10 protein-coding genes are annotated in these 13,394 nt (G+C 40.6%); 5 read left to right on the top strand and 5 right to left on the bottom strand.

All coding sequences use genetic code 11. The annotated features are described in order from the left end of the window. Positions 1-120 precede the first annotated feature (120 nt). A complete protein-coding gene (locus tag AC3B5B_RS04995) occupies positions 121-993 on the top strand; it encodes a hypothetical protein (RefSeq protein WP_489756686.1) in 873 nt (290 codons plus the stop codon). A gap of 109 nt (positions 994-1,102) precedes the next feature. Here AC3B5B_RS04995 and AC3B5B_RS04990 read toward each other — a convergent pair whose 3' ends face one another. Both AC3B5B_RS04990 and AC3B5B_RS04985 read right to left on the bottom strand, forming a co-directional pair. Continuing rightward, the gene (locus AC3B5B_RS04990; RefSeq protein WP_489769482.1) at positions 1,103-2,281 is read right to left on the bottom strand and encodes an NADH-dependent flavin oxidoreductase; all 1,179 of its coding nucleotides are present in this window, start codon (positions 2,279-2,281) and stop codon (positions 1,103-1,105) included. A gap of 85 nt (positions 2,282-2,366) precedes the next feature. Further along, complete coding sequence (locus AC3B5B_RS04985; RefSeq protein WP_489756688.1) at positions 2,367-2,741, bottom strand: winged helix-turn-helix transcriptional regulator; 375 nt, start codon at positions 2,739-2,741, stop codon at positions 2,367-2,369. Between the two features lie 291 nt (positions 2,742-3,032). Between AC3B5B_RS04985 and AC3B5B_RS04980 the strand changes: the two genes are divergently transcribed. After that, the gene (locus tag AC3B5B_RS04980; protein ID WP_489769481.1) at positions 3,033-5,588 is read left to right on the top strand and encodes a hypothetical protein; all 2,556 of its coding nucleotides are present in this window, start codon (positions 3,033-3,035) and stop codon (positions 5,586-5,588) included. On the opposite strand, the gene AC3B5B_RS04975 is transcribed toward AC3B5B_RS04980, so the two are convergent. Then, entirely contained in the window at positions 5,585-7,507 is a 1,923-nt protein-coding gene (locus AC3B5B_RS04975; RefSeq protein WP_489769852.1) for a copper-translocating P-type ATPase, read from the bottom strand. The genes AC3B5B_RS04980 and AC3B5B_RS04975 overlap by 4 nt on opposite strands. Before the next feature lie 20 nt (positions 7,508-7,527). Continuing rightward, complete coding sequence (locus tag AC3B5B_RS04970) at positions 7,528-7,899, bottom strand: cupredoxin domain-containing protein (RefSeq protein WP_489769480.1); 372 nt, start codon at positions 7,897-7,899, stop codon at positions 7,528-7,530. A gap of 205 nt (positions 7,900-8,104) precedes the next feature. On the opposite strand from AC3B5B_RS04970, the gene AC3B5B_RS04965 reads away from it, so the two are divergent. Continuing rightward, positions 8,105-9,019 (top strand): magnesium transporter CorA family protein, encoded by a 915-nt coding sequence (locus tag AC3B5B_RS04965; RefSeq protein WP_489756691.1) that lies wholly within the window; start codon positions 8,105-8,107, stop codon positions 9,017-9,019. A gap of 138 nt (positions 9,020-9,157) precedes the next feature. Here AC3B5B_RS04965 and AC3B5B_RS04960 read toward each other — a convergent pair whose 3' ends face one another. After that, positions 9,158-10,555 carry an amino acid permease gene (locus AC3B5B_RS04960; protein ID WP_489769479.1) on the bottom strand — a complete coding sequence of 466 codons (1,398 nt, stop codon included), beginning with the start codon at positions 10,553-10,555 and terminating at the stop codon, positions 9,158-9,160. A 585-nt stretch (positions 10,556-11,140) separates the two neighbouring features. On the opposite strand from AC3B5B_RS04960, the gene AC3B5B_RS04955 reads away from it, so the two are divergent. Continuing rightward, positions 11,141-12,322, top strand: coding sequence for an aminotransferase class I/II-fold pyridoxal phosphate-dependent enzyme (locus tag AC3B5B_RS04955; RefSeq protein ID WP_489769478.1), 1,182 nt, complete (start codon positions 11,141-11,143; stop codon positions 12,320-12,322). Then, positions 12,322-13,311, top strand: coding sequence for a D-2-hydroxyacid dehydrogenase (locus AC3B5B_RS04950; protein WP_489769477.1), 990 nt, complete (start codon positions 12,322-12,324; stop codon positions 13,309-13,311). The genes AC3B5B_RS04955 and AC3B5B_RS04950 overlap by 1 nt, the downstream gene beginning before the upstream one ends. The last annotated feature ends 83 nt before the right edge of the window (positions 13,312-13,394 follow it).

Here is a 13,394-nt window from a genome sequence, read left to right as displayed (position 1 = left end):
CCCATAATCAAAAAATTGGATTCTCGACTGCCGCCAACATCACTGCTAATTTTCAACCTTAGCTAGTTTTTCAGCCGTCTACTAAAACATGGTATAATGTGCTTATCGGAGGTTCATATCATGAAAAAATATTTAACGTCGGCTTTAATTCTAAGCGCTAGTATTTTAACCTTAACTGGCTGTCAAACCAAAGATAATAGCACCAATAGTCAGCCAGCCTATCACAATTTGATGACTAAAGCTGATCACGCCGTTCAACAGCACAATTACGCTGCAGCTGATGCCTACTATCAGGCCGCCGGTGCTGTCAAAAAAGGTGATAAACAAGCTAATACCAAGCAACGCCAAGCTCATTATCTCAAGCTGGCCCAAAGCTACCAAACTAATTATCATTTTGCAGACGCCAAAAACGCCTTAACCAAGGCCAAACAAATTGACGCTGGCTCACAAAAATTGCACACCATCGCTCAAAAGCAATTGACCAAGATTAAGCATGTGCAAGCCAAGCGCCAAAGTTTTAATCAACAACTCGAACAAATCGAGCAAGCTAATGATCACAATCAATTTAATGATGCCTACCAACAAGCAGTTAAATTGTTAAAAACCAACGAATTTCACCAAAAGTATTATAGTGATCTGTATAAGCAAACTGTTGAAATTTTATTAAATAGCTCACAAAAACTGCAACAAAAGACTGGCGCAACAACCACAAACAACAATCAGAATACCAATTCAGCTAGTCATGCCAATTCTTCTAACGCTAATAACCAACAGGCTAATAATAGTGCAGCTCCCGGCGAAACTGATATCGTTAAAAATAAAACAGCTAACGGTAAACAAATCACCGCAGCTGATATTCAAAAAGCTCGTCAAGAATTAAGTTCCCAAGGCATTCAAGAAAAAGCGGCTAGCGATAGTGATATTATCCGTGCTATTCAAAAAGCTGCCGCGGATGGTCGGAGTAAAGTCACACCGAAAGATATTGATTCCTAAATGGAATTAAACGTATGTCAAAATAAAAGAGATTGCAATTACCAAAATGCAAGTTTGTCTCATGACAAATCTGCGGTTGGTTATTCCAATCTCTTTTTTAGTCTTTAATTTATTTACGTCCTAAACCTTCCATCGGAGCTGGATGATGTAAATAATCATTAGCCGCCGTTTGATCAGTAAAATCAATCACCTGTAAAAATTCTGTTAACAAGGAGCGTTGCAAACCGCGCGGAATCTTGAGTTCATCCATTTCTGCTGGGTCTAGTTGATAGCGAATATTCTGTTCTTCACCTAACTGCACTTTATCTAGCCATAATGGTTCCCGAATTAATTCTCGACCGAGCGCCGCAAAACTCGCGCCACTCGCTAAAGCTTGATCAGCATCTTGCGGTGTCGCAATCGATCCCACTTCAATTAACGGCTTGCGCCCATTAAGCACCTGCAAAATCTTTTGGTTCAATGGCTCTAAATCCGCAGTATCATTTAAAGACGTTCGTTGATAATTACCCATCGAAGTATGAATATAATCAATTGGTTGTTGGGCCAGTTGATCAATCAACTGCAATGTATCAGCAATTTGAATACCAGATTTTTCAATTTCTTCCGGCGAAATGCGATAACCCAAAATAAATTGCTCATTACCATAACGTTCAATTACTTGCCGAACTTCTTGGATCACTGCTAGAGGAAAATTCATACGCTTAGCTAACGAACCACCCCAATGATCTTGACGCCGATTAGAATGTGGTGAAAAGAATTGTTGTAGTAGATAAGTATTCGCACCGTGTAATTCCACACCATCAAAGCCTGCTTGAATGGCGCGCCGTGTAGCCGCACCAAAGTCTTTAATCACCGTATCAATTTCTGCTTCACTTAAAGCCCGTGGCACTTGCGAATCACTGCGCGTGGCAGCGATGGCACTAGCACTGACTGGTTGTTGACCCCGCAAAATCTTACTATTAGTCATCCGCCCAGCACTAAAAATCTGCAAAACTGCTTTCGAACCTTTGGCTTTAATGGCACTTGCTAGTTGTTGTAAACCAGGGATGAAGCGATCATCAGCGACCGATAATTCACCTTCAAAACCTTTACCCAAGTCATTAACATTTGCAACTGCGGTAATGATCATTCCTGCTCCTGAACGTTGCCGGTAATATTCAATTTCATCATTCGACACGGAACCATCATAAAAACTAGATTTCGTTGTCATTGGCGCCATGACAATGCGATTTTGAATCGTTACCCCAGGCTTCAAGTCCATTGGTTGTAAAAATAAATGTTCTGTCATCATTAACCTCCTACATATTCACATCTCTCATTATGCAAGCAGTTTTAGTTAAAACAAGTAGGCACTTTTTTGTTCCTATCATTTTTTACATTTTTTCAAAACCGGTCGGCTCTGGATGCAGTAATTCAATCTCTTGTCCTGCCTGAATTTGCCGTTGAATTAGCTTTTCTCCCCAATCTGACATCGCCAACAAAATGGTCCGCAAACTTTTGCCTTCAGCAGTTAAACAATACTTCACCTTAGGGGGTACTTGATCATAAGAACAGCGTTCAATTATCTGATCTGCTTCCAACTCTCGCAATTGTTTCGTCAATATTCGTTGTGAAATTTGCGGAATTTTCCGCCGTAGTTCACCCGTTCGTAGTGGTCCCATGCCCAAATGACATAAAATAACGGGTTTCCATTTACCACCAATCACATCAATCGTCGCTTCTACTGCTAAATTGTAACTTTTTTTCATCTTGACGATTCCTTTCTATAATTTTCAAGATGCATCTCAAAATTATAATAACTATTTTTAATAAAATGTCTAAAATGCTGGATTTTAGCTATACAATAGCAAATAACCATCTTTTTTAATCATTTTTTGAGCTAAAAATTATATTTATCGTTTTAATTGTACTAGCATAAGGTCTGAAAAGGAGATCAAGGTTTGAACTATTAGTGATTGCCGTTGGCCGCGATGACGCTGGCTTGTTAGCGGTCAGTCTTATTTAACTGGCAAACGGCTTTGGATAAAGGAGATCTTCTTATGCGACGTTTCAAACATTGGTTATTTTGGCTAGAATTTATTAGTATCTGCTTTTGTCTCATCAGTCATCCTAACACCATTTTAGCCGATAGCATTGGTGAAGAAGATCCTAATCAAGTTGATTTTTCGGATAATGATTTAACACAACTCCCGCCAGACTTTCAACCGTTAGCTAAGCTCAACAACGCACACGAAGTTTCACCAACCAGTGCGCCTATTGCTGATGATACTTATACTTTTCGTCCCACCTTTACCCAACAAACACAAACTGATTTTACCGCCGATTCCGATACTGATGCCCAAATTTCTGAAGTATTCAATGATCCTCAAATGAATGGCAAGCCATATTTGAAATTAACTGCTCAAAATCAGGCCACTAAAATTGGCGCCACGACTACCTTTAGTCACGTTGGAACCTTTCAAGGTCAAGCTTTAGATTTGAAAATTCATTCAACTTTTAACTTGCCGGGTACTAGCAGCGAACGTTATGGCGCAATTGGCATTGCCGCCAATGATTTTTTAAATGTTCATCTCAGAGCTCGCGGAATCGGTTGGTCAGCTACTAATCAAATCCGTTTTTATAAAACTGGCACCAATCAGTTGGTCAACGTTCAAGGCTATTGGAACTTTTTAGGCATTAATAAAGCTAAAGTTTTAAATATTGATAGTGATGCCTTAGATAATCAGCAAGACCAACTTTATTATCCGGCTAACTCCACTTTCGGCTACCGCCATCTAGCTGGGCAAGCCTATCAATTCATGAGTCAGGAAAAAGCGGGCAAAATGGATAATCCGTTAACTTTGCGCTACCGCGCCACCCCCAGTACCAGTTTCACTTACAGCTTTGCTGATCCCACAGGTAATGAAGAACGGGCTTCAGTCGGAATTGATTATACTAATCAAAATTTATTTTCTTACGCACCTCCCAAACCTACCAAAACTGGGCTCACTGCGAGTGACTTTAGTGCGCCCAACAATGCACTTTATCGCGTACAACAAAATATTCCGAATGCGACTACGGTCGCCAAAGCTTATAACAGTTTTCAAATTCAAGATCAATTAAACTCCCATTTAGTCATCGATCAACAAAATACTCGCGTGGTGGACCAAAATGATCACGTCGTTTCCGGAGCTGGCAAACTATTTCACTTAACTTTTGGTCCTCATAATCAAATTACGGCCACCGCTGATCCCACAGCTTTACAAAATCTTACCGACCCCAGCCAAGCCAATTATTTTTACGATAACAAGTATGTACTCAAAATTTATGGACAACTCGATCCTAAGCAAGCTCTCGATGATTTTCCCAGTAGCGTTGGCACTGATCAAAACACTTACTATGGTGTACCTAATACTGCTCAAGTGTTGCTGAATCAAAACGCAACTGCTACCCCACAAGCCACCGCACAAGTTCTGAGTCCTAATAATTGGTGGTATATCAAAGATCAAACTCTCTATATTCGCGATAATGCTGTGGGCCAATACGTGGGAATGCCACCTTGGAGTCCGCAAAGTTATAATGTGACACAAGTCCATTTCGGGCAAAATGTTACTTTAAATAATACCCAACAATTTTTAGCCCAGATGCCCCAATTAACCGCAGTTACTTTGCCTAGTGATCTGAATACTAGTCAAGCTACCAATTTTTCTCAATTTTTTAGTGGCGACCGTCATTTGGAACAAATCACCGGCCTAGATCATTTAAATTTCACTCAAGCCACGAATATGGCGGGGATGTTCGCGCAAACAGGTCTGGATACTTTAACTTTGCCTAGTAACTTTCAGCAAGCGATCCAAGTGACTAATTTTGATGACTTTTTGACCAACAATCCCCAGCTCACACTCTTAAATTTAGCAACTTTAAAGATGAATCCGGCAGCAACCACGGTGGACTTTTTCGCGAATGATACAGGTTTAGCCAGTTTAACTTTAGGAGCAGACAACAACTTTTTACCTAACACACAAACTAACTTAGCTGCATTACCGCAAGATGACCAGGCGGGCAGCCTGCAAGGTAAAACCGGGAAATGGTTGCACCTTGCTAGTGAGCAAACGTATCATTCTAACGAACTCATTGCCCAATACCAAAGTGACAATCCCCAACATACAAAACAAGCTGCCACTTATATTCCCCAAGTTGGCAACTTATTATACTTGACCCAGATTCCCGCTGATTTAACTTTTGGTCCAATCATCGCTGACAGTAGTTTACTAACCAAGCAATTAAAACCTAATCAAAACCCGCAACAAAACGTGAGTGTCACAGATTTACACGCCAGTTCAATTCAAGGTCAAAATTGGAATGTGCTCATTACTGCTACTGCCTTTACGCCTTCGTCCCAATCCTTACAATTGCAGCTCAATCACCACAACTTAACAACAGATCAACCGTACGAGTTAAATCCCCGCAAGCAAACTATTCACAATCAACAATTCACTTGGGATTTAACGGCTGATTCTCAAGCTGGTTTTACCTTGCAATATGTTCCCGCTACTTTAACAGGCGGCCATTATCAAGCGACGATTCAATATACTATTAAGAATAGCCTCGATTAAGACTCAGGAGTGAAGTGCAATTTTAAAGACGTATAATTTAACAATACTGAACTGGTGACGACTGATAGCGAGCTTAAAGCCATAGCCAAGCCAGCCAAGACAGGGCTTAAACTCAGCCCCCAAAAACTAAAACAACCAGCCGCAATCGGAATGCCTAACAAATTATAAATAAAGGCCCAAAATAAATTAGCCTTAATCCGCCGAAAGATTTTTTGACTCAACACTAAAGCGCGTACCACGTCTTGCAAGTCATTTTTTAATAACACAATCCCTCCAGCCGCAATCGCAACGTCCGTTCCCGAGCCCATGGCAATCCCTACATCTGCTTGGGTTAAAGCCGGAGCATCATTAATACCATCACCAATAAACGCTACCGCGTTGTGCTTTTGTAACTGGGCAATAGTTTGCGCTTTTTGTTTGGGCAACACTTGCGCAATCACTTTTTGCACTCCTACTTGCTGACCAACAGCTTGGGCAACGCTGGAATTATCTCCTGTCAGCATTACAGTTTGGTAATGATGTTGCTTCAACCAATGAAAGACTGCTTGGGCATTGGCTTTTGGTGGATCTTGTAGCGCAATCACGCCCTGAACTTGCTGGGAAGTGCCGACTAACACCAAAGTTTTGGCTTCTTGTTTTAAGTGATTGATTTCTTGTGACCACGGATTTTGGGCGTGAGTAAATAAGGCTTCACTGCCGACTAACACCGTTTGATCTTGTACATCACCCTGCAATCCTAAGCCCGGTAATGTCTTAATAGCCGTCGCTTCTAAGGGTGCTATTTGCTCTTGACGGGCTTTGGTAACAATAGCTTGCGCTAGTGGATGGTCTGATTGCTTCTCTAAAGCCGCCGCTAACCGCAATACTTGCTTGCTATTACCTAAAACGTCAACGACACGGGGCTGTCCTTCTGTAATCGTCCCCGTTTTGTCAAAAACTAAGGTCTGCACCCGATTGACAGCTTCCAAAACAGTACCGTTTTTAATTAAAATACCCACTTTAGCGCCTAAACCAGTACCGACCATTAATGCCGTTGGCGTCGCCAAACCTAACGCACAAGGACAAGCAACGATAATCACGCTCACCGCATAAGTTAGAGCTTGCGTGACACTAGCTTTTAGTCCAACACTCCAAACCCAAAACGTCAATAACGCAACAATTAAGACAACAGGGACAAAGACATTGGAAATTCGATCCGTTAATTTTTGAATCGGTGCCCGACTAGTTTGCGCTTGTTTCACTAAAGCAATAATTTGAGCTAAAAAAGTTTGCTCTCCCACTTTTTGAATTTGTACTTCCAGACTATTATTGCCATTAATCGTGGCCCCAATCACTTGATCACCAATGGTTTTAGTGACCGGTAAACTTTCACCAGTAACCAAAGATTCATCTATAGTTGAAGTTCCTTGAATGATTTGACCATCTAAAGGGACCTTGGCTCCCGGCTTAACTAAAACCACGTCCCCCACTTGTAAGGTGGCTAGTGGCACTTCTTGCCAGTGACCATTTTGCTGTAACAAAGCTGTCGGTGCTTGCAAGTCGAGTAACTGATCCACAGCATTAGCGGCTTTTTGCTTCATATGCTCTTCTAAGACCTGGCCTAACAAAATAAAGACCACGATAAAAGCCGCGCTCTCAAAAAAGACCGCATGCTTCGTTAAAAGCGCATAGACACTATATAAATAAGCTGTCGCTGTCCCGATGGCAACCAACGTATCCATATTGGCATGGTGCAACTTCAATGCCGCCCAAGCACTTCGGTAAAAAGGCCCCGCCGCAAATAATAAAATAATGGTCGTGCAACCAAAGCTAAGCCAGTCAGCTCCGTCAATCATAATGTGTCCCAGCATGAGAAGCATCAAAATTAACAACGGAATTGAAAAAACTACGGCTATCACAAAGCGTTGTCTTAGATTCAACTTCATCTTTTCACCCCAGTTTATTTCACCACAATCTTGCCGTGAAACATTTGCATCCCACAGGAGTACTCAAATTCCCCAGCTTGATCAGTATTAACGGGAATCGTCACCGTTTGATCTTGTGGTAAATGTTGCTTAATACCCCAATCACTAAAAATCACTTCTTCTAAACAGCTGGACGGATCTTTACGAACAAATTCCAACTGTGCTGGTAAATCTTTTTGTAAAGTGACTACTTCAGGTTGAAAGCCGCCGTCGACTTTAATTTTAGCAACCTGGGTCTGTCCCTTAATTTGTGCCGTTTCTTTAGACGTGGTTCTTTGCGCAAAGAACCACCAACTAATTAAACCAATTAAACCTACGACGATGATTGTAATGATTACTTGTAGCATAACTTGCACCTCCAACTTTAATTTACAAATGTAATATAGCACTAAAAACTACAATTGTAAATTTTTAAAACTAGTCATTTGCTCATTGTTCACTCTATTATTTTCCCCCACTTCTCACTGACAATTCATACTCTGGCTTAATTAAACTTTGGTTTAGTGCTAAAATGAGTTGGATACTCAGATCAAAGCATGCGAGGTTAATTATATGATTAAAGCAACGCCGATGACTGATAATTTAAATATTATTGTTACCAAAAATTTAACACTGGATGACCGTAAGCAACTCCAAGAATTTTACCAAATCAAACCGGATATTATTAATTACGTCACCGACTTAGATGAAAATCCCAATTACGACTATGATCCGTTATATCATACGCAATTAATTATTATCCAAATTCCCAAATTGTTAGAAGCCAAAGATTTACAATACACGACTCAACCCGTTGGTTTGTTATTATTCCGCGAAAATTTGTTTACTTTTAATCCAGACAATAGTATTTATTTCGATCAGGTAATTCAGCAAGTTGTTAATAACCGGCCCCAATTAGAACCCCAACAATTAATTTTAAATATTATTTTAAAGTTGATGGATAGCTTTGTGCCGATCATTCATAAAATTACCCAAAAAAGAAATCAATTGGCACATACCTTACGCCAAAAGATTAAAAACAGTGACTTAATTGCGTTATCTTTCTTGCAACAAACCTTAAGTTTATTCTACAGTGGCATTTCCTTAGACGTGAGTGTAATTAAACGCTTGCCTCAGACCCAATTTGTCAAGCACATCAATGAAACCAAAGCCGTCAATGCCGCTTTAATTGATGCCTTAGTTGAAGGTCAACAGGTGCAACAAATGGTAGAAACTGAATTGGGCGTTGTCGAACAAATCTCGAGCACTTTTAATGTAATTGCCAACAACAACCTGAACAGCACCATGAAACTATTAACCGTCTGGTCACTAACCTTAACGATCCCTACGGTAGTTACCGGCTTTTACGGGATGAATGTTGAATTACCTTTTGCCAAATTACATAGTGCTTGGTTACTAATCATTGGCATTATCATCTTGTTGTCACTTTTATTATTACTGTTATTAAAACAACACAAAAAATTATAAGCTGTGCGCACAATTGCTGGCTAAAAGCCCTTCATAACAAGCAAAAAGGAAATGTCCTGGTAAATTTTGAACAAATTTACGAACATTTCCTTTTTTATCTTGCTCTTGAGTGAATAGGTAACTCTCAACTAAAATTTTTTAATTGTCCAAATTATCGCCTGTTGTGCCATGACGAATGCCATAGCCTAAATAAATGATCACGCCAATCGCAAACCAGATTAGAGAAGCAATCCAAGTGATTAATTTTAATTTAGTCATCAAGTACAGGCACAGTAATAACGAAATAATAGGCAAAATAGGATACAAAGGCACCTTAAAGCCATCGTTATGAATATCCTTGCGTTTTCTTAACGGGATAATACCAATGGAAACAAAGGAGAAGGCAATTAAAGTTCCAATGTTCACTAACTCGGCTAAATGGTTCAAATCAACCACGCCACCCATTACCGAAATAATAATCGTGACTACTAGTAAACTATGATTAGGTAAATGATGTTCGTTCACATCGCCTAAAAAGCGTGGCAATAAACCATCGCGCCCGATAGCATAAACTAACCGGGAGCTACTATAAATCATGGTCACCATCATCGTAAACATACCAGCCATCGCGCCAATGGAGATAATGCCGGCTACCCCGTTCAAGTGGAAAAATTGTAAAGCAAAAGCCACAGGATCCGCCACATTTAACTTGGTGTAAGGCAACATTCCTGTTAGAACGGTCGAGACGGCCATGTATAAAATCGTGGCCACAATCAAAGTCCCAATAATCCCAATCGGCAAATTACGCTGCGGATTTTTCACTTCTGGTGCTGAGGACGAGACTGCATCAAACCCCAGATAAGCAAAGAAGACAGTGGAAGCTCCCGCCAAGACACCGTTAGTGCCAAATGGTAAAAATGGTGTCCAGTTCTTAGGCTTAACATAAAAACAACCCACAACAACAAACAGAATAATAATGGCAATTTTGATAACCACCATCCAATCGTTAATCTTCATGGACGTTTGCATTCCGTGCGATAACATCAAAGCAATGAGAACAACCACAATCATGGCTACTAAATTGAAATAAGTTCCTTGACTCGGATTATAAGCACCCGAAATGGCTTTCGGCAAATGAATATTAAAACCACTCAAGAAGGAATTGAAGTACGCTGAAAAACCAACTGAAACCGTCGCAACTGCTAACATGTATTCCAAAATTAACGCCCAGCCAATTACCCAACCGATAAATTGGCCAAAGACGATATTGCCATATGAATAAGCACTACCAGCTACTGGCAGTGATGAAGCAAATTCCGCATAGCACATCGCGGCGGTCGCACAAACAATCGCGGCCAATAAAAAACTCAAAATTACTCCCGGACCGCTCAGTGTTGCGGCAACTGTCCCCGGCATAATAAAGATGCCCGTGCCAATTACTGCCCCAATTCCTAACGCCATTAAATCTTTAGCCGTCATGGTTTTTTGGAATTGTTGATCAGACTCGAGATATTGCTGTACATCTGCTTTTTGGGTCATTTTTTTCCAAATTGACATTTTCACCATTTCCCTTTAATCAAAAATTAATTTTTAGAATAAATTAAATTGTCTGGTCTGTCAAATTTGATTTTTGCTTGGCGGCTAAATTTGATAGGCACCAAAATAAAAGCTTAATTAGTCGACAGACCTAAGCACCCATTATACCAGTTTTTAAAATTAACTATTTTGAAATTGCGTGGTGCTAAATTTATGATTCTAAAAATTACTGGTGCTTATTTTAAATTAAAATAAAATGAGAGCAAGTCTTGACAGTTCGTTCAAAATATATTAAATTAAGTTTATTCCAACAGTTAGGAGTTTTGACCATGAAGTCATTTACTTATCAACAGTTGAATACTTGGTATTATAACTTTCGTTTCTTTAGGTAGTGTTTGCAATCTCCAATACTGGCGAGTGCAAACACTGAACCGTTCGCACCCGCGAGAAATGAAGGCTTATTTGAGATTAGCCCATCAGGCCTTGCAGGTAAAATTGAAACTGCTAGGCCGATATCAAAATTAAATTGAAATTTTTTGAGTCTAGCAGTGAGATAACAACTGCTAGGCTTTTTATTTGGCATTATTAAGAGAGGAATGAATCCTAATGGACATGACAGACTATTTAAATCACAATTTGGCCCAGGTGAAGCCATCTGCTATTTTAGCTTTTTCCACCTTTGCACAAAAAATTCCCAACATCACTAATTTTACGGTAGGTGAACCGGATTTTGATACTCCGGAACATATTAAGCAAGCGGCCATTGACAGTATCAACGCTAATCGCAGCCACTATGCTCCGTCTAACGGCACCAAGGAACTACAACAAGCAGCGGTTAACTTCTTAGCTACTAAATACCAACAACACTTTGAACCGGGTGAAATTATTATTACCGAAGGGGCTACCGAAGCCATTTATACGGCTATTGTTTCCGTGTTAAATCCTGGCGAACAAGTGATCATTCCCACACCGACTTTTCCACTCTACATTGCCGATGTCACCATTGCTGGCGGACAACCAGTCCTAGTTAATACTGCTGCAACCGGCTTTAAGTTAACTCCGGATTTATTGCGCCAAACTTTAGCACAAAATCACAACGTGCGCATGCTCGTCTTAAATTCACCGGCGAACCCTTCCGGTGTAACTTACACCCAAGCAGAACTACACGCTTTGGCGGAAGTTCTGAAAGATCAACCAATTTTTGTCTTGTCTGATGAGATTTACAGCGAACTAAATTATGATCACGAGCACGCTTCGATCGTCAATGAATTGCCACAGCAAACGATCTTAATTACGGGGGTTTCGAAGTCCCATGCCATGACCGGCTGGCGGATTGGCATCATGGCTGCGCCGCAAAAAATCACTGATGAATTGAGCAAGATCCATCAGTTCACAATTACGACGACTGCTACTGTCACACAAGATGCCGCTTACGAAGCCTTGGCTAACGGTTTGGATGACGCTTTAGCTATGAAGGTTGAGTATCAAAAACGCCGGGACTACTTAATTGAGCACTTACAACAATTAGGTTTCACTTGCGCGCAACCGAATGGAGCATTTTATGTCTTTACCAAAATTGCGCCCGATCTTAATCAAGACGATGAAGCCTTTGCTTATGATCTGGCTCAAAATGGACTCGTAGCTGCGGTACCCGGCTCTTATTTTGGTCCTGGTGGTGAACATTACTTACGCTTCAGCTATGCAACAAGCTTAGACACCATCAAAGCGGGTATGCAAAACTTAACTAACTATGTACAACAACAACGACAAGCTAAAGGAGAAAACTAATGAAAATTTTATTATTGAGTGTTCGTGACGATGAAAAAAAGGCGATTAACAATTGGCAAGAACGCCATCCAGAAGTCCAAGTGACAATGTCTGATCAAGAACTCCATCCGGAGACGATTGACTTAGTGAAAGATTATGATGGTTTAGTTATTCAACAACGCAGTCCCATTGAATCCAGTGTTTATCCCGCTTTGAAGGCCGCGGGCCTTCAGCAAATCACTACCCGCACCGCTGGCGTTGATGTCATTGATTTAGCATTAGCTAAACAAAATGGCCTTCAAGTCAGCAACGTTCCTGCTTATTCGCCCCGCTCCGTCGCTGAGCTAACGCTCGCCCATACTTTACGTTTAATTCGGAAGCAAGAGTTGGTTGATCAACGAGTTGCTCAACAAGATTACCGCTGGGCCGGTCTACAAGGAACAGAGATTCACACTTTAACCATCGGAATTATCGGTGCCGGTCGGATTGGTGGCACGTCCGCAAAATTATTTAATTTGCTGGGCGCCCAGGTAATTGCTTATGATACCAAACCTAATCATGAGTTGGATTCGATTTTAACTTTCAAAACGAAAACAGAAGTACTGCAAGAAGCCGATGTATTATGCTTACATGTGGACTTAAACCCCACCTCCGAGGACTTGATTGATGCTCCCGAGCTCAAATTAATGAAACCGACGGCCTATTTAATCAATGAATGCCGTGGACCAGTCGTTGACAACGATGCTTTGATTGCTGCTCTACAAGAAAAGCGCTTAGCAGGTGCTGCTTTGGATGCTGTTTCTGGTGAAGAAAAATTCTTTAACTTTGATTTACGTAACAAACCATTACCAAGCAAACAATTAGAAATCTTGCAGGCCATGGATAATGTCATTATCACCCCTCACGTGGGTTTTTATACTAATGTAGCGGTCCAAAACATGGTAGATATTAGCCTAGACGATACTTTACAGCTCATTAGTACTGGCACATGTGAACACCTCATGAATTAGATCAAGTGATAAGGCAATCCTATTAGATATAGTTTGAGTCACATAAAAAAGGTTCATCCAAATTTGGACGAACCTTTTTTAAA

The organism is Bombilactobacillus sp. ESL1187, from assembly GCF_058107155.1.
This window is presented reverse-complemented; position numbering and strand designations above follow the sequence as displayed.

Excerpts from the sequence above, each read along its gene's own strand:
- AC3B5B_RS04960 (WP_489769479.1), bottom strand. The coding sequence starts at position 10,555 with ATGTCAATTTGGAAAAAAATGACCCAAAAAGCAGATGTACAGCAATAT.
- AC3B5B_RS04970 (WP_489769480.1), bottom strand. The coding sequence starts at position 7,899 with ATGCTACAAGTAATCATTACAATCATCGTCGTAGGTTTAATTGGTTTA.
- AC3B5B_RS04985 (WP_489756688.1), bottom strand. The coding sequence starts at position 2,741 with ATGAAAAAAAGTTACAATTTAGCAGTAGAAGCGACGATTGATGTGATT.
- AC3B5B_RS04990 (WP_489769482.1), bottom strand. The coding sequence starts at position 2,281 with ATGACAGAACATTTATTTTTACAACCAATGGACTTGAAGCCTGGGGTA.
- AC3B5B_RS04965 (WP_489756691.1), top strand. The coding sequence starts at position 8,105 with ATGATTAAAGCAACGCCGATGACTGATAATTTAAATATTATTGTTACC.
- AC3B5B_RS04995 (WP_489756686.1), top strand. The coding sequence starts at position 121 with ATGAAAAAATATTTAACGTCGGCTTTAATTCTAAGCGCTAGTATTTTA.
- AC3B5B_RS04980 (WP_489769481.1), top strand. The coding sequence starts at position 3,033 with ATGCGACGTTTCAAACATTGGTTATTTTGGCTAGAATTTATTAGTATC.
- AC3B5B_RS04950 (WP_489769477.1), top strand. The coding sequence starts at position 12,322 with ATGAAAATTTTATTATTGAGTGTTCGTGACGATGAAAAAAAGGCGATT.
- AC3B5B_RS04955 (WP_489769478.1), top strand. The coding sequence starts at position 11,141 with ATGGACATGACAGACTATTTAAATCACAATTTGGCCCAGGTGAAGCCA.